The 20,701-nt window shown below is 69.9% G+C and carries 20 protein-coding genes and 1 pseudogene; 11 read left to right on the plus strand and 10 right to left on the minus strand.

What is annotated here, in order from left to right; translation table 11 throughout:
- The first annotated feature begins 46 nt into the window (after positions 1–46).
- Both ACFYNU_RS34745 and ACFYNU_RS34750 read left to right on the plus strand, forming a co-directional pair.
- Positions 47–1,225 (plus strand): permease, encoded by a 1,179-nt coding sequence (locus ACFYNU_RS34745; protein ID WP_356596489.1) that lies wholly within the window; start codon positions 47–49, stop codon positions 1,223–1,225.
- A 63-nt stretch (positions 1,226–1,288) separates the two neighbouring features.
- The gene (locus tag ACFYNU_RS34750; protein ID WP_356596491.1) at positions 1,289–1,873 is read left to right on the plus strand and encodes a dihydrofolate reductase family protein; all 585 of its coding nucleotides are present in this window, start codon (positions 1,289–1,291) and stop codon (positions 1,871–1,873) included.
- Between the two features lie 155 nt (positions 1,874–2,028).
- Here the strand turns inward: ACFYNU_RS34750 and ACFYNU_RS34755 are convergent, their stop codons facing one another.
- Entirely contained in the window at positions 2,029–2,325 is a 297-nt protein-coding gene (locus ACFYNU_RS34755) for a helix-turn-helix domain-containing protein (protein WP_356596537.1), read from the minus strand.
- Positions 2,326–2,464: 139 nt separating this feature from the next.
- On the opposite strand from ACFYNU_RS34755, the gene ACFYNU_RS34760 reads away from it, so the two are divergent.
- Both ACFYNU_RS34760 and ACFYNU_RS34765 read left to right on the plus strand, forming a co-directional pair.
- Positions 2,465–2,611, plus strand: coding sequence for a hypothetical protein (locus ACFYNU_RS34760; RefSeq protein ID WP_356596493.1), 147 nt, complete (start codon positions 2,465–2,467; stop codon positions 2,609–2,611).
- The gene (locus ACFYNU_RS34765; RefSeq protein WP_356596495.1) at positions 2,608–4,053 is read left to right on the plus strand and encodes an MFS transporter; all 1,446 of its coding nucleotides are present in this window, start codon (positions 2,608–2,610) and stop codon (positions 4,051–4,053) included. Before ACFYNU_RS34760 ends, ACFYNU_RS34765 begins: the two co-directional genes overlap by 4 nt.
- Before the next feature lie 25 nt (positions 4,054–4,078).
- On the opposite strand, the gene ACFYNU_RS34770 is transcribed toward ACFYNU_RS34765, so the two are convergent.
- From ACFYNU_RS34770 to ACFYNU_RS34780, 3 genes are all read right to left on the minus strand, one after another.
- On the minus strand, positions 4,079–4,414 hold the full coding sequence (locus ACFYNU_RS34770) for a YnfA family protein (RefSeq protein ID WP_356596497.1): 336 nt from the start codon (positions 4,412–4,414) through the stop codon (positions 4,079–4,081).
- A 55-nt stretch (positions 4,415–4,469) separates the two neighbouring features.
- Complete coding sequence (locus ACFYNU_RS34775; protein WP_356596539.1) at positions 4,470–5,240, minus strand: MerR family transcriptional regulator; 771 nt, start codon at positions 5,238–5,240, stop codon at positions 4,470–4,472.
- Positions 5,241–5,386: 146 nt separating this feature from the next.
- On the minus strand, positions 5,387–6,484 hold the full coding sequence (locus ACFYNU_RS34780) for a serine hydrolase domain-containing protein (protein ID WP_356596499.1): 1,098 nt from the start codon (positions 6,482–6,484) through the stop codon (positions 5,387–5,389).
- A 316-nt stretch (positions 6,485–6,800) separates the two neighbouring features.
- Here ACFYNU_RS34780 and ACFYNU_RS34785 point away from each other — a divergent pair, with 316 nt between their 5' ends.
- Entirely contained in the window at positions 6,801–8,090 is a 1,290-nt protein-coding gene (locus ACFYNU_RS34785; protein ID WP_356596501.1) for an FAD-dependent monooxygenase, read from the plus strand.
- Between the two features lie 130 nt (positions 8,091–8,220).
- Here the strand turns inward: ACFYNU_RS34785 and ACFYNU_RS34790 are convergent.
- Positions 8,221–8,792 (minus strand): annotated as a pseudogene (locus ACFYNU_RS34790) (class I SAM-dependent methyltransferase); the annotation flags it as partial.
- Here ACFYNU_RS34790 and ACFYNU_RS34795 point away from each other — a divergent pair.
- Positions 8,752–9,264: a TetR/AcrR family transcriptional regulator gene (locus tag ACFYNU_RS34795; RefSeq protein ID WP_356596503.1), complete on the plus strand. Its 513-nt coding sequence runs from the start codon at positions 8,752–8,754 to the stop codon at positions 9,262–9,264. The pseudogene ACFYNU_RS34790 and the gene ACFYNU_RS34795 overlap by 41 nt on opposite strands.
- Positions 9,265–9,306: 42 nt before the next feature.
- On the opposite strand, the gene ACFYNU_RS34800 is transcribed toward ACFYNU_RS34795, so the two are convergent.
- From ACFYNU_RS34800 to ACFYNU_RS34810, 3 genes are all read right to left on the minus strand, one after another.
- The gene (locus ACFYNU_RS34800) at positions 9,307–9,672 is read right to left on the minus strand and encodes a hypothetical protein (RefSeq protein ID WP_356596505.1); all 366 of its coding nucleotides are present in this window, start codon (positions 9,670–9,672) and stop codon (positions 9,307–9,309) included.
- Positions 9,673–9,939: 267 nt separating this feature from the next.
- The gene (locus tag ACFYNU_RS34805) at positions 9,940–10,716 is read right to left on the minus strand and encodes a tetratricopeptide repeat protein (RefSeq protein WP_356596507.1); all 777 of its coding nucleotides are present in this window, start codon (positions 10,714–10,716) and stop codon (positions 9,940–9,942) included.
- 105 nt (positions 10,717–10,821) lie between these two features.
- Entirely contained in the window at positions 10,822–13,149 is a 2,328-nt protein-coding gene (locus ACFYNU_RS34810) for a tetratricopeptide repeat protein (protein WP_356596509.1), read from the minus strand.
- Between the two features lie 326 nt (positions 13,150–13,475).
- On the opposite strand from ACFYNU_RS34810, the gene ACFYNU_RS34815 reads away from it, so the two are divergent.
- The gene (locus tag ACFYNU_RS34815; protein ID WP_356596511.1) at positions 13,476–13,823 is read left to right on the plus strand and encodes a hypothetical protein; all 348 of its coding nucleotides are present in this window, start codon (positions 13,476–13,478) and stop codon (positions 13,821–13,823) included.
- A 75-nt stretch (positions 13,824–13,898) separates the two neighbouring features.
- On the opposite strand, the gene ACFYNU_RS34820 is transcribed toward ACFYNU_RS34815, so the two are convergent.
- Complete coding sequence (locus ACFYNU_RS34820; RefSeq protein WP_356596513.1) at positions 13,899–14,501, minus strand: TetR/AcrR family transcriptional regulator; 603 nt, start codon at positions 14,499–14,501, stop codon at positions 13,899–13,901.
- A gap of 30 nt (positions 14,502–14,531) precedes the next feature.
- On the opposite strand from ACFYNU_RS34820, the gene ACFYNU_RS34825 reads away from it, so the two are divergent.
- Positions 14,532–15,629, plus strand: coding sequence for an alpha/beta hydrolase (locus ACFYNU_RS34825; protein ID WP_356596515.1), 1,098 nt, complete (start codon positions 14,532–14,534; stop codon positions 15,627–15,629).
- Between the two features lie 618 nt (positions 15,630–16,247).
- Positions 16,248–17,048 (plus strand): SDR family oxidoreductase, encoded by an 801-nt coding sequence (locus ACFYNU_RS34830; RefSeq protein WP_356596517.1) that lies wholly within the window; start codon positions 16,248–16,250, stop codon positions 17,046–17,048.
- Positions 17,049–17,135: 87 nt separating this feature from the next.
- Here ACFYNU_RS34830 and ACFYNU_RS34835 read toward each other — a convergent pair whose 3' ends face one another.
- A complete protein-coding gene (locus ACFYNU_RS34835) occupies positions 17,136–18,098 on the minus strand; it encodes an AraC family transcriptional regulator (protein ID WP_356596519.1) in 963 nt (320 codons plus the stop codon).
- A 101-nt stretch (positions 18,099–18,199) separates the two neighbouring features.
- Here ACFYNU_RS34835 and ACFYNU_RS34840 point away from each other — a divergent pair, with 101 nt between their 5' ends.
- A complete protein-coding gene (locus tag ACFYNU_RS34840; protein WP_356596521.1) occupies positions 18,200–19,123 on the plus strand; it encodes an MBL fold metallo-hydrolase in 924 nt (307 codons plus the stop codon).
- The gene (locus ACFYNU_RS34845; RefSeq protein ID WP_356596523.1) at positions 19,120–20,637 is read left to right on the plus strand and encodes an MFS transporter; all 1,518 of its coding nucleotides are present in this window, start codon (positions 19,120–19,122) and stop codon (positions 20,635–20,637) included. Before ACFYNU_RS34840 ends, ACFYNU_RS34845 begins: the two co-directional genes overlap by 4 nt.
- Positions 20,638–20,701 lie beyond the last annotated feature (64 nt).

Below are 20,701 nucleotides of genomic sequence, written 5' to 3' on the forward strand. Positions count from 1 at the left end.
GGCGAGTCCTCCGGACGTACGCCGTGGGGGAAGGCACGCTTCACGGATGCACGCCGTACTGCACGCGCTGTCGATCACCGGGTCCATGGCCTGGGAGATCACCTGGGCCCTGATCCTCGGCTTCGCCCTGTCCGCCGTCGTCCAGGCCGTGGTCCGCAAGTCGACCGTCGTCGCGCTGCTCGGTGACGACCGGCCGGCCACTCTCGCCGTCGCCGCGGGCCTGGGTGCGGCCTCCTCGTCCTGCTCCTACGCGGCGGTGGCGCTGGCCCGGTCCCTGTTTCTCAAGGGCGCGCACTTCACCGCCGTGATGGCCTTCGAGATCGCCTCGACCAACCTCGTCGTGGAACTCGGCGTGATCCTGGTGTTGCTGATGGGCTGGCAGTTCGCCGCCGCCGAGTTCGTCGGCGGCCCCGTCATGATCGTCGTACTGGCTGTCCTGTTCCGCCTCCTCCTGCGCGACAGACTCCTGCGCCAGGCCCATGACCAGGCCCGGAAGGGGCTGTCCGGGTCCATGGAGGGCCACGCCGCGATGGACATGACCGTCCGGCGCGAAGGCTCCTTCACCCGGCGGCTGTTCTCCCGGGAGGGCTTCACCGCCACGGCGCACGTCTTCGTCATGGAATGGGCGGCGATCCTGCGCGACCTGGTCGCCGGTCTGCTCATCGCCGGCGCCATCGCCGCCTGGGTGCCGGACTCGTTCTGGCGTGCCTTCTTCTTCGACGGCCACCCTCTGGCAGCCAAGCTGTGGGGTCCCGTCGTCGGCCCGCTGGTGGCCATCGCCTCGTTCGTCTGCTCCATCGGCAACGTCCCACTGGCGGTGGTGCTGTGGAAGGGAGGCATCAGTTTCGGCGGGGTGGTGGCGTTCATCTTCGCCGATCTGCTGATCCTGCCGATCCTCAACATCTACCGGAAGTACTACGGCGCCAGGATGGCGGCCTTTCTCCTCGGCACGTTCTACCTCGCGACGGTCGTCGCCGGATACGTCGTGGAACTGGTCTTCGGAGGACTCGGGCTGATCCCCGATCAGGACGGCGCGAAGCTTCCCACGGAAGGCATCAGCTGGAACTACACCACCTGGCTCAATATCGCCTTCCTCGCCCTCGCGGCCGTACTCCTGGTCCGCTTCTGGCGCACCGGTGGCCCGCCCATGCTCCGCACGATGGGCGGCGGCTCGCCCGCTACCGGTCATGACCGCACGCGGCACCGTGCCGACGGGGAGCGATGAGTCCGGCCGTGGACGCCGGTCTGTATCCGAGACATGTAGTCGATCGCACTCAAGGAGATCGTCATGACCACCACCTACACGTTCGACGTCTTCTCCAGCCTCGACGGCTTCGGCGCCGCCGGCGGCGACTGGACCGGCTACTGGGGCAAGCAGGGCCCCGAACTCCTCGACCACCGCTTCGGCCTCTACGGCGAGGAACAGCGGATGGTCTTCGGGGCCAACACTTTTCGGGCGTTCACGCGGATGCTGGCCGCGAGCACCGAGGAGTCCGAGGTACGTGACCCCTGGGTCACCCGCATGGTGAACCTGCCGGCGACAGTGGTGTCGACCACCCTGGAAGGACCCCTCGACTGGCCCGACGCGGACCTCGTACATGGCGACGCCGTCGACGTCGTCGCGGCGCTCAAGGAGTCGTCCCCCGTACCGCTGCGCTCGCACGGCAGCCTCTCGATGAACCGGGCGCTGATGGCCGCCGGGCTGGTCGACCGCGTCCAGGTGACGATCTTCCCGGTGATCACCGGCCGGACCGGGCTGGACGCGATCTTCCAGGGAGCGGCCGACTTCGACCTCGAACTGATCGAGCACCGGACGCTCGACAACCACATCCAGGAACTGATCTACCGGCCCACCGTCCACGCGTCGGCCTGAGGCGCTTCCTCACCCGGGTCACGAACTGAACGGCACAGCCGGAGTCCACCCAGGGCGAGCGCGGGTCGGGGAGGGGCCGTCCACAACCACCGCGGTACGGCGGAAGCCGTGTCCCGGCCCTCCCCGACCGGAAGCGATCGAAGAGCCCGCGGCCTTCAACCCTCCTCAGGATTCCGGTCGTTCTCCTCCTGCGCCTGCGCCCAGGTGATCGCCCATTCGTCGAGCGGTTGGAGGGCATGACCGAGCGCGGCCCCCAGCCGGGTGAGTTCATAGCCATCGTCGGAGGAGGCGACGATCCCGCTCGACGTGAGCTCGCGAAGCCGCTGGTAGAGGACGCTGGACGACAGGCCCGCGCACCGTGCCAGCAGCGCACGCGCACCGAGCGGACCCGCACGCAGCTCCCAGAGAATTCGCAGCGCCCACCGACGGCCGAAGAGATCCATCGCGGCCATGATCGGACGGCCGGTGGTCGATCCACGAACCGGGGCTCCTGGGCGCGGTGTCGGCATGACTCTCCTTGTGTTTCGTTATTCGAAACACTAGCATCCGCCCCGTGTTTCTCATTGAGAAACAACCTCGACGGGAGCACCGATGCCGCGAACAGCCCTGCTGGAACCGCCGTACACCGCCCAGGCCGACGCGCTGCTCGCGCGCATGACGCCCGGCGGCCCCGCCGACGAGTGCTGGACGTCCGAGCGCGAACGGCTGCTCGTCCTCACAACCGGAACCGGCCGATGAGCACCACCCCGGAACACCCCGAGGCGCGACTGCTGGTCCCCTCCCTGACATTCGTCGCCCTGGTCGTCGCAGCCGTCGCCAGCCTCGGGACGCCGCTCATCACCAGCGTGGCGACCACGTTCCACGTCTCGCTCGACAGCGCGCAGTGGACGCTGACCATCGCGCTGCTGAGCGGCGCCGTCGCCACACCCGTCCTCGGGAGGCTCGGAGCAGGCCCGCACCGGCGAGCCACGATTCTCGCCACACTGGCGGTCGTCGTCGCCGGCAGTGCGCTCACCGTGCTGCCGCTGCCGTTCGCGTGGCTGCTTGTCGGCAGGGCGGCCCAAGGCATCGGGCTCGGTCTGACGGCGCTGATGATGGGCGTGGCCCGTGACCATCTCCCCGAGGAGCGCGGCGCGGCCACGATCGCCCTGATCTCGGTGGTCTCGATCATCGGAGCCGGCGTCGGCTACCCGCTCACCGCGCTGCTCGCCGAGTTCGGCGGGGTACGGGCCGCCTACGGCTTCGGCCTGTTCGTCACCGCCGCCGCTTTCCTGGCCGCGTGGCGCTCCATCCCCGTGGCTCCCGACGGCCGCTCCGCGCACGTGAACGTAACGGGCGCGCTCCTGCTGGCGGGTGGACTGTTCCTCGTCCTGTTCCTGGCAAGCGAGACGAGCCTGTGGAGCCATCACCTCACCGTGGCGGTGGTCCTCGCCGTCGTCGCCGTGCTCCTGCTCTGCGTCTGGACCGCCTCCGAGCTGCGCAGCAAGACGCCCCTGGTCGATGTCCGGGCGGTGCGGCACCCAGCGGTCGCGGGGGCGAACATCGCCATGTTCGTCGGCGGGATCGGCATGTATCTCCTCCTCACCCTCATCACCCGGTACGCGCAGACGCCGCACAGCGCCGGCTACGGCTTCGGGCTGACCACCTTCGTCGCCGGGCTGGTCCTTGTCCCGTTCTCCGCGCTGGGGTTCGTCGCCGGCAAACTCACGCCTCGGCTTCGCGCACGGGTCGACGCCCCCTTGCTCCTGGCGGGCAGCGCCGTCGTCGTGGGTGGCGGGTTCGTTCTCTTCGCGGCGGCCCGGTCGAATCTGGCCGAACTCTTCGTAGCGATGGGCGTGCTGGGCTTCGGTGTCGGCAGCTTCTCGGCCGCCATGCCCGGCGTCATCCTGGCTGTCACCCCCAAGAGCGAGACGTCCAGCGCGATGAGCTTCAACTACGTCGTACGCAGCGTCGGTTACTCCCTGGGCAGCGCCATGGGCGGCCTGGTCCTGGCCGCCGGCACCGACGCCGGCCGTCTCTTCCCGGACGAGGCCGCCTACACCACGGCCGCGCTGGTCGGCATTGCCGCCATGGCGATCACGGCAGTGGCCGGCCTCGCTCTCGCCCGCCAACGCTCGCCCACGACCGACCCGACCGCGGCCCTGATCGACGGGCCGAGCCGGGGCGGGTCGGGTCGATGACCGACCGGTCAGCGAACCCGTTCCGTCAGTGGCCACGGGGCGCGTACATGAGGATGCCCATTCCGACGAGGCAGACGACGGCGCCGATGATGTCGTAGCGGTCGGGGCGGAAGCCGTCGGCGACCACGGCCCAGGCGATCGACCCGGCGACGAAGATCCCGCCGTACGCGGCGAGGATGCGGCCGAAGTTGCCGTCCGGCTGGAGCGTGGCGACGAACCCGTACAACCCGAGCGCGATGACGCCGGCGCCGACCCAGATCCAGCCCTTGTGTTCGCGTACGCCTTGCCAGACCAGCCAGGCCCCTCCGATCTCGAAGAGCGCGGCGACGATGAACAGGGCGATGGAGCGGGCGACGAGCACGACGGCAGGGTCCTTCTGTCGGACGGCGAGGAGGTGAGAGTCGGTGGTGTGACGGTCAGTTGGCCGGGCCGAAGAGATCGGTGAGCAGGCCCGCGCCGTCGGCGGCGGCGCGGACTTCGAGGTGCAGCTCCTGGCCGTCGAGATGAAGCCGGAAGTCGAAGAAGGGGCAGCACCGCTGTTCGTCGGCGGCGAGCGCCGCCACCGCTGCGGTACGCGCGGCGGGCAGAGTGAGCCGCAGGCCGTCGGGAATGGCCGTCCGTACGGCGCCGTCGAGCGCCTCGTGCCACTGGGCGGTACGTTCGCGCAAGCCGTCGCCGGTCAGGGAACAGGCCACCGGGGTACGGCGCCACCGTTCCGCGTCCTGCTCGGCGGCCTGGCGGCCGGGCAGCAGGTCGACGTCCACCGCCCGGGTGCTCCCGGCGGACGGCGGGGCGGTGAGGAAGCCGCACCCGGGATCGCAGCGCCCGGCCCGGTCGGGCAGTGCGTCGAGGTGGGCCAGCGCCGTGTTCAGCGACGCGGTGAAGGCGGCCAGCTCGGCGGCCCGAAGCTCGGCCTCGGCCAGGCGTGCGGCGATCCGTGGCCGCAGGTCCGCCCTGACCTCCCAGCAAGTCCCGGCCTGCCACACCGCGAGGAGTTCGACGATCTCCTCCAGGGGCAGCCCGAGGTGCTTGGCCGCGCCGATGAACGCCAGGCGCTCGACCGCGTCCTCGCCGTACATCCGATAGCCGGCCGGGGTGCGGCCGGCGGACAGAAGCCCGGCGTTCTCGTAGAAACGCAGGGTGGTGGCCGGGACGCCGCTGCGTTCGGCGAGCTGGGAGATCCGCATCGTGCTCACCCTCCGACGGTAGACCTTCTACCTGACTCGAAGGTCAAGCGTCCCGGCCGCTGACCCTCTGCTTCGCCGATCCTCCGCCCTGTGATCGCACGCACCACAAGCCGCTTTCACCACACGCACTGGCCGGCCCGCCTGCCTCAGCCCTCCGAGGCCGACCCGGAGTTCGGGGCCACGGCCGCCGAGACAGCCCGGAGCAGCGCCTCGGGCTCGGCGCCCCAGCGTGAGCTGATCACCAGGTCACGCGCCGGGTCGACCCAGAGCAGGTGCGCGCCGCCGTTGCCCCGGGCGCAGCGTCCGGTCGACGGGGCGTCGGGCCATACCGTGCGGTCGTCGTTGAGCCACCAGGACAGGCCGTAGTTCGGCTTCACCGGGCAGGGCGTCCACAGTTCCTCGATCCAGCGACGGGAGACCACCTGGCGTCCTCCCCAACTCCCGCCCAGCAGACAGAGCCGGCCGATGCGGGCCAGGTCGAGGGCGTTGATCCACAGTCCGCCGCCCCAGTGCGCGCCCCCGGACACGACGGGCACGCGTCCATCGGGCACATCGGCCCAGGAGTTGGCGTATCCGTGCCAGGACCACAGGGGCGAGGCGCCAATGGGTTCCGCGATGCGGGTGCGCAGTATCTCCGGCAGGGGCTTGCCGTAGAGCACGGTGAGTGCCAAGGCGGCCAGGTTCACGCGTACGTCGTTGTACGCCCAGCCCTCGCCGGGCGGCCCGCCCGGCGACTCCGTGCCCTCCCGGACGCTCTGCGCGTCGACCGAGGTGGGTTTGGACCAGAGTTCGCCCTCCCACTGACTGGTCTGGTCCAGGAGGTGCCGCCAGGTGATGGCCCGTCCGTGGGAGCCGGCGAACTGCGGCAGGTCCACGGAGCGGTGCACCGGCTCGTCGAGTCGCAGCAGCCCGTCGTCGTACGCCGGTCCGGCGGTCAGCGCCAGGACGCTCTTGGTCGCGCTGAAGGCCATCTCCACCCGGGCCGGATCACCCCAGGAGGCGATGACCGCACCGCGACGTACGACGACACCGCTCGGCGATCCGCCGTCCAGCAGCGGACCCACCACCTCACGGTGAGAGGTGTCGGACACCTGAGCCGCCAGATACGACGCCATGTCCGTCACACCGGGCACGGCCCGCTCCGACTGCTCCCGGACTGCCAGCTTTACGGCGTCCGCGTTCACCCCGGCCCACGGATCACCCCCGGCGTCCTGCCACTCCAGCCGTTCACCCACCCGCGTCACCCCCCGACACCTCTCGATCCGTGCGCTCTCCGCCGTGCACCGAAGCCCGTTCACGCCCACCGCGCGGGCCAAGATCACTTTCCCGTGACTGTACTGCGCGGGGATCGGCCGACCCGTGCCCCGGCCGACGGGCCGGTCCGCCGGGCTTGCGGCAGTCTGGGTTGATATAAGCGTCATAGGAGTTGGCGTTTGTCATCAATGTCTGCCGTGACCGATGAGTTCGGTGCGGCTCGGTGGTCGGTACGGCTGGATACACCGACAGCGAGGGGCCTGTGCCGGGAACGTCCGGCGCGGGAGGAAGCACATGGAGGCAGTGATGAGCGCCGACGACTCCGACCAGGGGCACGCGATCCGGACGGGCGGGCAGGGGACGCGGGCGAGCGGTCCCAGGGTGCTGGTGGCGGGGGCGAGCATCGCGGGACCCGCGCTGGCCCACTGGCTGCGCCGGCGAGGGGCCGAGGTGACCGTGGTGGAGCGGGCTCCCGGGCTGCGCCCGGGCGGGCAGGCGGTGGACGCGCGCGGGGTCGCCAAGGAGGCCATCGCGCGCATGGGGTTGGACGCGGCGGTGCGCGCGGCGTGCACCGACACCGCCGGCGCACACACCGTGGACGCGGACGGGCAGGTGCTGGAGACCTTCCGTGCCGACGACGACGGTGGCGACGGGTTCATCGCGGACATCGAGATCCTGCGCGGGGACCTGTCCCAGGTGCTCTACGACGACACCCGCGACGGCGTCGAGTACGTCTTCGGCGACCGAATCGCCGAACTCGCCCAGGACGCGGACGGGGTCGACGTGGTCTTCGCCGGCGGCAGCCGACGGCGCTTCGACCTGGTGGTGGGGGCGGACGGGCCGCACTCGGAGCTGCGAGCGATGGTCTTCGGGCCGCATGAACGGTTCCTCCGCCACCTCGGGCACGTGCTGGCCTTCTACAGCGTGCCCAACGAGTTCGGGCTGGATCGCTGGCTGCTTGAGTACCAGGATCAGGAGACCGGGCGCTCCGCCCTCCTGCGCCCCATCCAGGACGCGACCCGGGCGATGGCCATGTTCTACTTCGCCTCGGCCGACTTCGACGTCGACCACCGTGACATCGCCGCCCAGAAGTTCCTGCTGCGGGAGCGGATGGCGGGCCTGGGCTGGTTGACCCCGGACATCCTCGCGCACCTGGACGACACGCCGGACTTCTATCTCGACCAGGTCGCTCAGGTGGTGATGGACCGCTGGTCGAGCGGACGGGTGGGGCTGCTCGGCGACGCGGCGTTCAGCTCGTCGCCGATGTCCGGGCAGGGCACCGGGCTGGCACTGGTCGGCGCCTATCTGCTGGCCGGGGAACTGGCCGCCGCCGGATGGGACCCCGACGCCGGGTTCGCCCGCTACGAGGCGCGGATGCGCTCGTTCGTCGAGGCCAACCAGGAGATCGGCCGGTTGAACGCCCGCAGCCGCGAAGTCCCCGGGCCTGACACCGAACCGGCCCCCGATTTCGCCGGCGAATGGTTCACGGAGCTGGTCGGGCGCGCGATCAACGGTGTCGAACTGCCCGACTACGCGGGGGTGCCGGACTCCGGAGCCCCGGCAGGATCGCCGATCACCTCGTCAACCAAGCCGTAGGTGTCGTACGACGCGCCAAGAGGGACCACGCTTCGGAAGGTTGAGCAGCGCGGGCCTCCTGGACGTCGCCGGGGTAGACCGCCGACGCTCCGGCGTCCGGCGCCGACGTTTGTCGCGGTCGGGTCCCTGGGGAGCGGGTCGAGGTGATCACGACGGATGTGTAGGGCAGGGTGGCGTGGCCGCCGAGCTTGTCGATCGCGGTCCCGGCGCTGTCCAGGACCTCGGCCAGTTTGTCTGCGGGGAGTTGGGTGAGGCCGCCGAAGGTGGGAAGTTGGTCGAGCCACTCCTCTCGGGAGTAGGTGCGCTCCCAGGCGAAGCGCCACTGTTCCGGCTCGCTGAAGTTGCCTGACTGCCGTATGCCGTCGGCGATTCTCGCGAACAGCGGCTGGTAGGCGTCCACGACCGATCCTCCCTGGCGACCTCGACCTCGACATGCCCGCGTCGCGCGAAGGCGGCCATCCGCTCGTCGGGCTCGACAGCGAGCACCGTGCAGCTGGCCGCCTGGAACTGCCGTGCCTCGACGCCGGTCCCCACTCCGACGCCGAGGATGTGCCGGCCGGGGCTTGCCGCGATGATCCTGTCCACCAGGGCGTCGGGATACGGCGGTCGGGCACGGTCGTAACGTTCGGCGTCCACGCCGAACGACTCGGGGCCCGACGCGTTGACCAGCCGGGCGGTCACCGAAGAGGCGAACCACGCCAAGGGTGTGCTGCACCGGCACTTCGCCGACTTCGACGCTTTCCTGGCGGAACTGATCCTCGACCGCGTCCGCGCCATCGAGGAGCGCACCACGACTCTGCGCGCTGCCGCCGGCACCGGGAGCGTGGTGGACAGCCTCGCCGACACCCTGCGGGACTTGTTCGCGCCGGTCACGGTGGCGATCGTCGCGCTCATCACCTTCCGCGACGGGCTCCGCGCCCGGTTGCGCGAGGCCGGTCTGCCCGGTATCCCCCTGGTCATGCAGGGCACTGCCATGATCGCCGGATATCTCACCGCCGAGCGGGAGTTGGGGCGTCTGGCCGATGACGCCGACATCGACACGCTCGCCCCCACCCTGGTCGGGGCCGGGCACCTGCCGTTCGCCGACCGGACAAGCGCCCCGCCGCAGACCGCCGCCGTCCGCAGGATGATGACCACCGTCGTCGCCGGCGCCCTGCGACCACTCCGGTCGTGAACTGAGCGCCCAGGTCGTACGTCGCCCCACTCCTCGGCGTCTTCAGCCGGCCTGGATCCATGTGGTGACCGCGAGGACGGTGGGCGCGGGGAAGGCGACGACGCCTGTGAGAAGCAGTCGGCTTTCGGTCGCGAGCCGGCGGACGCCGGGCGCGAAGGCCAGCGCGATGAGCGCGGCAGCCGATCCGGCGACGATCAGCGCGTATCGCAGAAGGAACCCTCCCACGGGCATCTCGGCCGCCAAACCCCAGACCGTGGTCATGCTGACGAGGAACGCGAGCCAGGCGAGGGACACGAGGGTGAGAGCCCACACCAGACCGGCCATTACGGCGACGGCTGTCTGCCCGCGATGAGGCGTGGGGGCAGGCTGCCACGGGCCGTAAAGAGCGGCGTACGTCTTGGAGTTCACCGGGGGAGCCTTCCGTGAGAGCGGGTGCTCCTGATCCTCGGTCACGCAGCGGCGCCGTTCATGAGTCCGGCTGCTTACCTCGTGGCGGGCGCGTACTCACCCGCCCCCGGTCTCCGGCAATGACGGGCGCCGCGTGCCACCGTGGGCGGCCCGATTCGATCCAGCAGGTCTCGACCGTGCCCCGGTGCCCCTGGGCCCATCCCCGCACGCGGGGTCCCGCAGCGGGAGTTGAGCAAGCTCACTGAGATGTGAGTGGTGAGGAGGGTGTCATTCCGGGGTGGGTTCCTCGGCGATGATGCGGGTCAGCAGCGTACGGGCCTCGTTGAGGCGCGGGTGGGCCGGATGCAGGAACTGCTCGCAGGCGGCCAGTGCCTCGCGGGCGGTGGCCTCTGCCTCGTCGCGACGGCCCAGGCCGTGCAGGGCCCTGGCTGTCACGATCTCCAGAATGCCGCTCGCCGTCCGACCTCCCGCCGGTGTGTACCGGCGGGCCTCGGCCAACGCCTCCTCGTACCGGCTCTGCCCGTTGAGGCTGTCCACCAGCGCACGATGCAGGAAGGCGGCCGTGGGCCCGTCCGCCTGCGGCAGGTGCCCTCGCGCGATGGCCTCCGCTTCCTCGTGGCGGCCTTGCCCGTTCAGTGCGCCGGCCAAGTTGGTCAACGCGTTCTGCTCGATCCTCCACATCTCGGTGAGATGCGCGAGTCGGGTCGTGCCGCGCAGGATGTCCAGCGCCTCGGTCTCGGCCTCGGCGTACCGGTCCTGTTGTACGAGGACCGCCGCACGGTTCGACCGGACGGCCAGAAGCAGTTGGCGGTTGGTGCCGGCTGTCTGCTCCAACTCCGTGATCAGAGTTTCGAGTTCGGGCAGCAGCTCCGCGCCCCGGCCGTGGGCGATCCCCGCCCCGGCGGCAAGGGATCGCGCCAGCCACGGGACCAGTCCGGGGTCGCCGTCCCGGGCGCGCGACGCGGCGGCGAGAGCCCGCGCCTCGGTCTCGGCTTCCTCGAAGTCGCCCGCCGCGAGGAGTTCCTGGATACGGTCCAGGGTCACCCGTTGCGAAGAGGCCGCACTTCCTCTGCCCCGCCCGTGCCGGGCGCGGTCCCACTCCCTACGTATGGATCTCACAAGCCGCAAGACTACGGGCCCGAGGCAGTCTCACCGTCCGCCCTCCGCCCGCGCTTCGGCCATCTCCCGCCAACGCGCCAAGTCACGCCGGAAAGCAGCGATGTCAGGGTGATCAGGGGGCAGCCGCCGCACGGCGTCGCTGAGGAATCCCTCAAGCACACGCACGGCGCCGTCCGCGTCTCCCGCCTCACCGCGCCAGCGAGCCAGCCTTTGACGGATGGTGACGAGCCGGGGGTGGTCAGGATCGAGTACCCGCAGCGCGTCGCTCAGCAGGATCTCGTGCGCGGCAGCCGCTCCGAGCGGATCTCCGGCCTCTCCCTGCCAGTTGGCGAGGGCACTGCGCGTAGCCAGAGTTTGAGGATGGCCCGGTCCCATGACCCGTGGCACATCGGACGCGAGTTCCTCGAATTCGGAGATCGCGGCGGTCACATGACCGGCCTCGCCTCGCCACCACGCAAGATTGTGCCGGGTCACCAGGGTGTCGGGGTGCTCCGGGCCGAGTACGCGAAGTCTGCCCGACAGGGAGTGCTGGAACGCGGCTACCGCCCCGGGGGCGTCTCCGGTTCGTCCGCGCCACCAGCCGATGTTTCCCCAACTGTTCAGGGTGTCGGGATGGTCGGGGCCCAGTACCCGAAGCCGGTGTGCCAGTAACTCCTCGAACGCTTCGACAGCGCCCGCGGCATCTCCGGTCCTGCCCCGCCACCACGCGAGGTTGTGCCGAGTGGTCAGAGTGTCCGGGTGGTCAGAGCCGAGCACTCTGATCCGGTCGGGAAGCAGCCTCTCGTAGGCATCGACCGCACCGGAGGCATCTGCGGCCTCACCTCGCCAGCCGGCGAGTTCGTGACGCGAAGTCAGAGTCGAGTGATGGTTGGGGCCGAGATACCTGGTGATGGTCGCCGTGAGCTGTTCGTAGTAACCGACTGCGGCGCTGAGCTGTCCCGACTCTCCGAGACTCGTCCCGACCCGGTGGAGTACGGGGTGTACGTCGGGCTGAAGCAGGGCTGCTTCAGCCGTGTCGGCGAGTGCCATCGCGTTGGCGCGCAGGCTCGCCGCGAAACTTGAGTCCCGCTCGATGTCGGGCCAGACGGCGCTCAGCGCGTCGGAGGCCGCCCGCGCGGCGGCCTCCTGCCTGACGGGTGAGACGGCGTCCCTGACGCAGCGCTGGATGAGCTGGTGTACGCGTACGGGCTGATGGGGCGAGGTCGGACGATGGTCGATCAGGCTGAGCCTGTGCAGGGCCCGCAGGGCGCGCGTGGCGTCTCCGGAGGAGACAGGGGCCGGTTCACCGGCGGACGGCGGGCCCGTGCGGGTGCGGTGTGCGGTGAGGTAGGCGAGAGCGGGGCCGCTGGTGAGGGCGGCGGTGGGGATGCCGTTGGCGTCCAGCAGGGCGCTGAGTTGGAGCATGGGGCGGGCAAGTCCGGCGGGGCGCAGGATGTCGGCACGGTCGATGGACAGGGACCAGGCTGCGGCCAGCGGGTAAGTCTGGTCGTCGGGCAGGGCATCGGGGGTGGTGTCGTCGAGCGTGGTGGCACGGTCGGCGAGCAGGCCTCGGTAGTCGGCCACACCGTGTCCGACATCGATGATGTAGGCGACGGCCTGGGCAAGAGCGAGGGGCAGACAGCCGAGATCCGAGGCCAGAGCCGCCAACTCGTCGGCGGATTCGTTACGGCCGTGTCCGGCCAGGGACGCGGTGAGGTAGGAGAGGGCCTCGGCCCTGGTGAACAGACCGACTTCGATGGTGTGACGGTCGTTCGAGGCGATGGCGGCGTCCCGGCGGCGGGTCGTGACCAGAGTGCGGCCGTGAGAGCTGGCCGGCGGCCAGAGGCCACGCACGTCCGAAGGATCGGCGACGTCGTCCAGAACAATCAGCCACTGGCACGGTTCCGCCGCGGACTTGGGGGTGAGCCAGGCCAGAAAGGAGCGGGCGGCCTTCTCCGGATCGTTCGGATCGCCCCGGCACAATTCCACTCCGGCCTGCGCATAGCCGGTCACGATGGCCTGGCGGCTGCTCGCGGTGACCCACACCAGGACATCCAGGCCGCCGGCCGATCCGTCGCCGGCCCAGGCTCTGCGGGCGTAGTCGGCGGCCAGTTGGGTCTTGCCCACCCCGCCCATGCCGGTCAGTACCCGCGTTGTCACGGCGGGGCCCCCGCTGTCGACCCTCTCGTCGAGCCGGTCCATCTCGACGCGGTGCTGGAAGGACCGCGCCTCGGTCGGGATGAGCCCGACCTGATGCGGCCAGGAGGCCGTCGCCTGTGGAGCACGCTGCTGCACGGCCAGCGTGCCGATGTTCAACTGTCCGGTGTTGGCCACTCCGCCCCAGGAAGCGGTCGCGTCCCCGGTGTCGGACAGATCCACCGCAGTGCCAGGAACCGGGTCGGTTCGGTCGGTTCCGTCGGTCCGGTCGGTTCCGGGAGTTGCGCCCTGGTAGCCGGTAACGGCCGTTCCCCCGAAAGCCGCAGTTGCGTTGCCACTGCCGGTCACGGTGATCTCTGTGCCAGTGCCGGCGGGACCCTGGCGGGGTCTGTCTCCTCTGCTACGGACCATCGGTCCGACTGTATTGCGCCCCGACCACCAGCGTTGGCGATTCCCCGACATACTGAGCAACTCGACTTGAAGACACCGAACTGCCGCACTTGGGTGCAGGGATGGGGCAGGGTATGGGGCGTGGAGGGGTGACGGAAGTGCGCCGTGAACGTACGCGTACCGGGCGGCTGATCGAAGGACTGACCGTCGCTGTCGCGTCGGTCCTCTCGTTCGGCCTGCTCATCGGCCCGGCAGTCGTCTTCGGCACGAGCGCCTGGCGCCTCGCCACCGAAAGCGGCACCACCGGGTTCAGCCGATTCTCGGCTCCGGTGATCTTCCTCGTCCTCGTGGCGCTGCCGCTGGTCTTGGCCTGTCTTGTGTTCCGCTCGGGCCGGCGCAAGGAGAGGGAACGGCTGGCAGCGGCGGCCCCGGCGACGCTGACGCTGCTGGGTGCGTCCGTTGTGCCGTTCGTGGCTCTGTGCCTGATCTTCGTATACGCCGACTGACCTCCGGCCACGGCCGTCCGGGCTGGAGGGGGTTGACCCGGACGACGCCGAGACCATCCCCGCGGGCGTGGGCTCCTATACGCGGGCGGCGTCCCAGACCTGCATCAGTTGGGTGATCGCCGCCTCCAGGCTCTCCAGGGAGGTGCCGTCGCGGCTTTCGACCGAAAGCCCGTGGAGGAATCCGGTGAACACGATCGACATGCTCTCCGGATCCGTCGCGGGCGACAGCTCGCCCGCCGCCACCGCGCGCTGGATACAGGTAGCCACATTGCGCCGTACCGCCGCGCGATAGTCGGTCAGCAACGCCCGGACCGCCGACTGGTCGTCCGCCCCGACGGCCGCGGCCAGCACGATCAGACAACCCGAGGGGTGGCTGTGGTCCGTCTGCATGCGCGCGGAGGCCCGCAGGATGTGCTCAACCGCCGCCTTGGGCGGCAGTGACTCCTGGCTCACGGCGTCGGTGACGCGACCGAAGCGCGCCACGTAGGTCTGGACGGTCTCCTCGAACAGAGCCTCCTTGGAGCCGAACGCGGCGTAGAAGCTCGCTGAGGAGATCCCCATCGCCGTACGCAGCTGCGCGAGGCTCGTCGCGTTGTAGCCGTGCTCCCAGAACAGGTGCAACGCCGTCTGTACGGCGTGGTCACGGTCGAATTCCCGTGGTCGTCCCGTGCGTGCCATGTGCCTCTCCCGCCACCGCTCCGTAGCCCCTTGCCATTGTCGCACTGCTTGTGCTCAACTTATGGCTCAATCGATCCAGAAGTGGAGACGGTGAGCACGATGAAGATTCGAAGACTCGGTGTCGCGGTGATTCTGGCGACGTCCGCGCTGCTGATTCCGGGTGCCCTGCCCGGCGCGGCCTCGCCTTCCACGACGGCTGACACCGTCGTGGCCTCGTCTCCCGGAAAAGCTGACACCGCCGCGGCCCCGACCACGTCGCGCGACGAACCTCGCCCGCCGGCGGGTTACAAGTCGAAGTACGCGAAGGTCAACGGGTTCAACATGCACTACCTGCGCGGCGGCAGCGGGTCACCCATCGTGCTGCTGCACGGCTTTCCGCAGACCTCGGCCGAGTGGACCCATCAGCTCGGCCCCCTGGCCGAGGACCACACGGTGATCGCGGTGGACCTGCGCGGGGCCGGGGACTCGGGCGTCCCGAAAGACGGCTACGACGGCGTGCAGTTGGCCCGGGACGTGCACGCTCTGCTGACCCAGCTCGGCCTGAACGACGGAATCCAGATCGTCGCCCACGACGTCGGGATCTGGGCGGCCTATCCGTACGCCGCGATGTGGCCGTCGGAAGTGGAGCGCATGGCGGTGATGGAGGCGCCCATCCCGGACGAAACGATCTTCCAGGGTCCGGCCATCACTGCTGACGGGAGCCATTCGGCTTGGCACTTCGGCTTCTTCCAGGAGGAACTCGCCGAGAAGCTCATCGCCGGACAGGAACGTGAGTTCGTTGAGGGATTCATCGGCCTGATCGTCACCGAGCCGGACGCCTTCTCCCCGGAAGAGTACGAGTACTACGCCCGGTTCCTGCGAGAGCCCGGGCGTCTGAAGGCCTGGATGGAGGTGTACCGGGCGCTGCCCGAGAACGCCGCCCAGAACAAGCAGCTCCGGGCCAAGGGCAAGCTGACCATGCCCATTCTGGCGATCGGTGGCGAGAAGCTGCTGGGCGCGTCCGTCGGCGACCAGTGGAAGAAGTACGCCACGAACGTCGAAGGGGTGGTGTTTCCCGGCGCCGGACACTGGATCACCGAGGAGCAGCCCGAGGAACTGACGCAGATGCTGCGTGAATTCCTGCGCTGACCGTGTTGGGTGTGGGTGCCGCGGCTCAGGCTCGCGGCACCCACATCCACATCCACACCAACTCCGGCGGGCGCGCCCCATCGGAGCCGTGGGGTGACAGGGCGGGTACGGCGTAGGACGCACGTCGTCTCCGCCCTCCACGAAACAGACCGTCGTCGCTCGCGGCACCGACGCTGTCCCTGGCGCCGAAGCTGCCGCACTGATCGTCCCCAGCCGCGTAGGTCCACTCCAGACTCCCTTGGCCGGCGCAGACTCCTCTGCGCTCGCACCGGGTGTTCCGCCTCGGGCCCGTACGTGGCGCTCCGGCCAACTCCGCCTCGGCACCGGGAGGTTGGTCGGCTCTCAGGCGGACGCACGGCCGTGACGACCCTTGCCCCAGCGGCCACTTCGGCGGGTGTGCGAGAAAACCCACGGACTTCTGTTCCGATCGGAATAGAAGTCCGTGGGTGGAGGTTCCACTCATCGATGGCCGCAGCGACCAGTGCGTGGAGCGGCCGTCGCCAGTGCCGCGAAGGGGGTGAGCCTCCGGAGTGGCCACCAGTTATCAGCACCCAGCAGCACCCAATCAGCACCCATCAGCACCTATCAACGCCCGACCCGGGGCGACAGGAGAGCATCATGTCTGACACCGAACTGCGCGACACCGAGGCGCTGGACGCCCGAGAGTCCGACCGTATCGCCGTCGTGACGGGAGGCAGCCGTGGCATTGGCGCGGCCATCGCCGGCCGTCTCGCCGCCGACGGGTACACCGTCGCCGTTCACTACCGCCAGGACTCGGCCGCCGCGTCCGACGTCGTCGAGAAGATCATCGCGGCCGGCGGCTCCGCGTTCTCGTTCGCCGCCGACCTGGCCGCGCCGGACACGGGCACCGTGTTCTGGGCCGCGTACGACGCGGCGGCGGGTCCGCTGCGTGACGCCCCCGTGCGGGTGCTGGTGAACAACGCCGGGGTCGCCCTGCACGGCACCATCGAAGAGTTCAGCGCCGACGACTTCATCGTCCAGCAGCAGATCAACGCCACCGCACCGTTCCTGATCATCCAGGCAGCCCTGCCCCGGCTGGCCGACGGTGGGCGCATTGTGAACATCTCCTCCGGCACCAGTCGCGTCGCCCTCCCCGACCTCATCGGCTACACCATGACGAAGGGTGCCATCGATGCCCTCACCCTTCCCCTCGCCCTGCACCTCGGCCCCCGCGGTATCACCGTCAACGCCGTCGTGCCCGCCACCACCGACACCGACATGAACGCCTCCTGGCTGCGCGGCAACTCCGAACTCATCTCCACCATCGCCGCCCAGAACGCCCTCGGCCGGATCGGCGAACCCGCCGATGTCGCCGACGTCGTCGCACTCCTCACCTCCGACGACGCCCGGTGGATCACCGGACAACTCATCGACGCCACCGGCGGCTTCCGCCTGTAGCGCACCGCCGCCGACGGCGTTTCGGACGATCCACGCCGACGGTCCTGCCCGGCCCCTGGCTCCTTCCGCCGCTCGGCCCGCCACCTTTCAGGGTCGGTCTGCCGGAGGGCTGTCGGTGGGAGCGGTACGGTCCGCCGCCTTCGCCCGGTATCGCCCCGGCGTGATGCCGAACTCCCTCTCGAACGCGTGCGAGAGGGCGTATGGGCTCCCGTAACCGACCCGGCCCGCAATGGTGGCCAGGGTGTGCGGGGTGTCGCGGAGCAGTGTGGCGGCAAGGATGATGCGCCACCAGGTCAGGTACGCCATGGGAGGGCGGCCGACCAAGGTGGTGAACCGCCGCGCCAGCGTGGGGCGGGAGACACCCGCCTCCGCCGCCAGGCTGTCGTTGCTCCACGACGCGGCCGGATTCGAGTGCAGCGCGCGCAGGGCGGCGGCCGTCACCGGGTCGCCCAGCGCGCCGGGCCAGACTCCGGTGGTGCTCTCCGTCATCCAGGAGCGGATCATGTAGATGAGGAGAAGGTCGAGCAGGTTCGGAAGCGCCACGCAGGAGCCGGGCCGCATCTCGTCCAACTCACCGGCGAGCAGGTCGATCGCGGCACGGAGTTCGAGGTGGCTGCCCACTCGGCTGGGCAGGTGGACGACCTCGGGCAGTTCGGTCATGAGCGGGTGCATGCGGCTGCAATCGAGCCAGTACCTGCCGCAGAGCATCTCCGTCTCGTCGCGATCGGACGGGGCTCGCGATCCTGTCTCCACAAGCCATTGCTTGAAGGGCACCGCCTCCTGCGCCGCGAGCGTCGCGCCCGCCGCGTCGACGGGAGAACTGGCGATCACATGGCCCGTGCCATGAGGCAGCAGCACCGCGTCACCCACGCAGAGCGGTACCGGGCTGCCGCCGTCCGTCAGCAGCCAGCAGTTGCCCTTCAGCACGACGTAGAAGCCCGCGCCGTCGTACGGGTCCAGCCGTGCGCACCAGCTCCCGCTCGTCCGTACCCGGTGGGACCAGGGGTGTCCGAGGTGCACGGCAGAGATCGCGTCGCTGACCACATCCATTGACGCAGCATATCTCGCGTATCGGCCATGAGACGGATTCGTATTTTCTTGAGCTGGATGCGCATTGAGAGGGTCGTCCGACCGTTCTTAAGGTCGAGCACATGACGAACTTGAACGAGAGTGTGCGGAGCATGGTGCTGGGTGACGTCGAGGTCATCCGGGTCGTCGAGTGGCACGAACCGTTCCTGCCCACCTCCGGCATGTTCCCCGGAGCCGCCGCCGGCACCTGGAAGGACAACGAGGACTGGCTGGCCCCGGACCACTGGGAGCCGGACAGCGACGTGGTGGTGCTCGCTCTTCAGAGTTGGGTGCTGCGCAGCGGCGGGCGGACCGTCCTGGTGGACACCGGAGCGGGCAACGGGCGCGAGCGACCGAACATGGGACCGTTCCACAACGCGCAGAGTGATCTTCCCGGCCTCCTGGCGAGGGCCGGCGTGCGTCCGCAGGACGTGGACGTCGTCGTCAACACCCACCTCCACGTCGATCACGTCGGCTGGAACACCGTCGACGCCGACGGGCAGTGGGTACCGACGTTCCCCAACGCCCAGTACCTCATTCCGGCCGCGGACGACTTCCATTACGGCCCGGACAACGCGTACGGAAACGGTGCGCAGGAGGTCGACCGCCTGATCTACGAAGACAGCGTCGCACCCGTCCACCGGGCCGGACAGGCCGTGCTCTGGGACGGCATCCACCGCATCGACGAACATCTCACCCTGGAGTCCGCGCCCGGCCACACCCCCGGCTCGTCCGTGCTGCGGCTCGCGTCCGGGAGCGACCGGGCGGTCTTCGCCGGAGATCTGCTGCACAGCCCGGTGCAGATTCTCGATCCGTGCTGCAACAGCAACGCCTGCCTGGCCCCGGAACAAGCGGTGGCCACTCGCCGTCGGATTCTCGCGCGGGCGGCCGATGAACGGGAACTGCTCGTCCCCGCGCACTTCGGTGGCGCGGGCGCTTTGGAAGTCCGGCGGGAGGGAGACGGGTTCGCCCTCGGCCCCTGGGCGACAGCCGGCCGTCCCTCATGACGCACAAGTCGACCGACCGGCCCGCCGGGAGAGCGAGTGGGGCCCTTGTCCCGGTGCTCGCCTTCGTGGGCATCGTGGTCTCGGCGATGCAGACCCTGCTCGTCCCGGTGCTCAAGGACCTGCCGCGACTGCTGGACGCCGACCCCGGTGACACGACCTGGGTCATCACCGCGACTCTGCTCTCCGGCGCCGTCGCCACGCCGATCATGGGCCGCCTCGGCGACCTCCACGGCAAGCGCCGCATGCTGCTTCTCAGCCTCGCGGTGATGGTCGTCGGCGCGCTCGTCAGCGCCCTCACCAACGACCTGCTCACGATGATCGCGGGCCGGGCCCTCCAGGGCTTCGCGATGAGCGTGATCCCCCTCGGTATCGGCCTGCTGCGCGACATACTTCCCCGCGAGAAGCTCGGCTCGGCGATGGCCCTGATGAGTTCCTCCATGGGCGTCGGCAGCGGCCTCGCGCTGCCCGCCGCGGCCCTGGTTGCCCAGCACACCGACTGGCACGTCCTCTTCTACGGCTCCGCCGGACTCGGCCTCCTCGGCGTCGTCCTCACCCTCCTCGTCGTCCCCGAGTCCCCGGTCCGCGCACAAGGCACCTTCGATGTCCTCGGCGCCGTCGGGCTGTCAGCCGGTCTCGTCCTCCTCCTGCTGCCGATCACCAAGGGCAGCGACTGGGGCTGGACCTCCGGCACCACCCTCGGACTGTTCGCCACGGCGGCGGTCGTGCTCGTCCTGTGGGGCGCGATGGAGCTACGTCTCAAGGCACCGCTGGTGAACCTGCGCACCACGGCCCGACCCGCGGTGCTCCTCACCAACCTCGCCTCGATCATGGTCGGCGTCTCCTTCCTCGTCGTCTCGCTGGTCCTTCCCCAGTTGCTCCAGCTGCCGAAGGCCACCGGTTACGGCCTCGGCCAGTCGATGGTGGTCGCGGGCCTGCTCATGGCACCGCTCGGCCTGACCATGATGGTCACCACCCCCGTCCACGCCCGGCTGTCCGGCAAGTACGGACCCAGGAGCACTCTGATCCTCGGCATGGTGATCATCGCGCTCGGTTACGGCTCCGGCCTCGGCCTGCTGAACGCCCCCTGGCAGAGCGTCGTCATCACCGTGATCCTGGGGCCGGGCATCGCCCTCGCCTACTCCTCCCTCCCCGCCCTGATCATCGGCGCCGTCCCCGCCTCGGAGACCGGCGCGGCCAACGGCCTCAACACCCTGATGCGCTCGATCGGTTCCTCGGCCGCCAGTGCTGTCGTCGGCACGGTCCTGGCCGGTACCGCGCACTCGGTGAACGGCGTCACCGTCCCGGCCATGCGGGGCTTCCAGATCTCCTTCCTGATCGCGGCAGGCGCGATGGCGGTCGGTCTGCTCATAGCCCTCTTCCTGCCCCGGGCCCACCCGCCCGGGGTGCCGCGTAACGAGCACGAGGACCTGACCCGGACTGCCCCGACGGACTCCGATCCTGCGCACGCGTCAGCGTGCGGCCGGGCCCGTACACGAGTCCAGGAAGGCCGTTGAAGCTGTCACGTCGGCCTCACGCTGGCCTTGGGCGTCACTAAGTGTCATTATGACACTGCCCGGG

The organism is Streptomyces sp. NPDC006643 (assembly GCF_042870175.1).
Classification (GTDB): Bacteria; Actinomycetota; Actinomycetes; order Streptomycetales; family Streptomycetaceae; genus Streptomyces.

What these genes read in the sequence shown, in the direction of transcription:
- ACFYNU_RS34745 (WP_356596489.1), top strand. Translation starts at nt 47, where the DNA reads ATGCACGCCGTACTGCACGCGCTGTCGATCACCGGGTCCATGGCCTGG.
- ACFYNU_RS34750 (WP_356596491.1), top strand. Translation starts at nt 1,289, where the DNA reads ATGACCACCACCTACACGTTCGACGTCTTCTCCAGCCTCGACGGCTTC.
- ACFYNU_RS34755 (WP_356596537.1), bottom strand. Translation starts at nt 2,325, where the DNA reads ATGGCCGCGATGGATCTCTTCGGCCGTCGGTGGGCGCTGCGAATTCTC.
- ACFYNU_RS34760 (WP_356596493.1), top strand. Translation starts at nt 2,465, where the DNA reads ATGCCGCGAACAGCCCTGCTGGAACCGCCGTACACCGCCCAGGCCGAC.
- ACFYNU_RS34765 (WP_356596495.1), top strand. Translation starts at nt 2,608, where the DNA reads ATGAGCACCACCCCGGAACACCCCGAGGCGCGACTGCTGGTCCCCTCC.
- ACFYNU_RS34775 (WP_356596539.1), bottom strand. Translation starts at nt 5,240, where the DNA reads ATGCGGATCTCCCAGCTCGCCGAACGCAGCGGCGTCCCGGCCACCACC.
- ACFYNU_RS34785 (WP_356596501.1), top strand. Translation starts at nt 6,801, where the DNA reads ATGAGCGCCGACGACTCCGACCAGGGGCACGCGATCCGGACGGGCGGG.
- ACFYNU_RS34820 (WP_356596513.1), bottom strand. Translation starts at nt 14,501, where the DNA reads ATGGCACGCACGGGACGACCACGGGAATTCGACCGTGACCACGCCGTA.
- ACFYNU_RS34830 (WP_356596517.1), top strand. Translation starts at nt 16,248, where the DNA reads ATGTCTGACACCGAACTGCGCGACACCGAGGCGCTGGACGCCCGAGAG.
- ACFYNU_RS34835 (WP_356596519.1), bottom strand. Translation starts at nt 18,098, where the DNA reads ATGGATGTGGTCAGCGACGCGATCTCTGCCGTGCACCTCGGACACCCC.
- ACFYNU_RS34840 (WP_356596521.1), top strand. Translation starts at nt 18,200, where the DNA reads ATGACGAACTTGAACGAGAGTGTGCGGAGCATGGTGCTGGGTGACGTC.
- ACFYNU_RS34845 (WP_356596523.1), top strand. Translation starts at nt 19,120, where the DNA reads ATGACGCACAAGTCGACCGACCGGCCCGCCGGGAGAGCGAGTGGGGCC.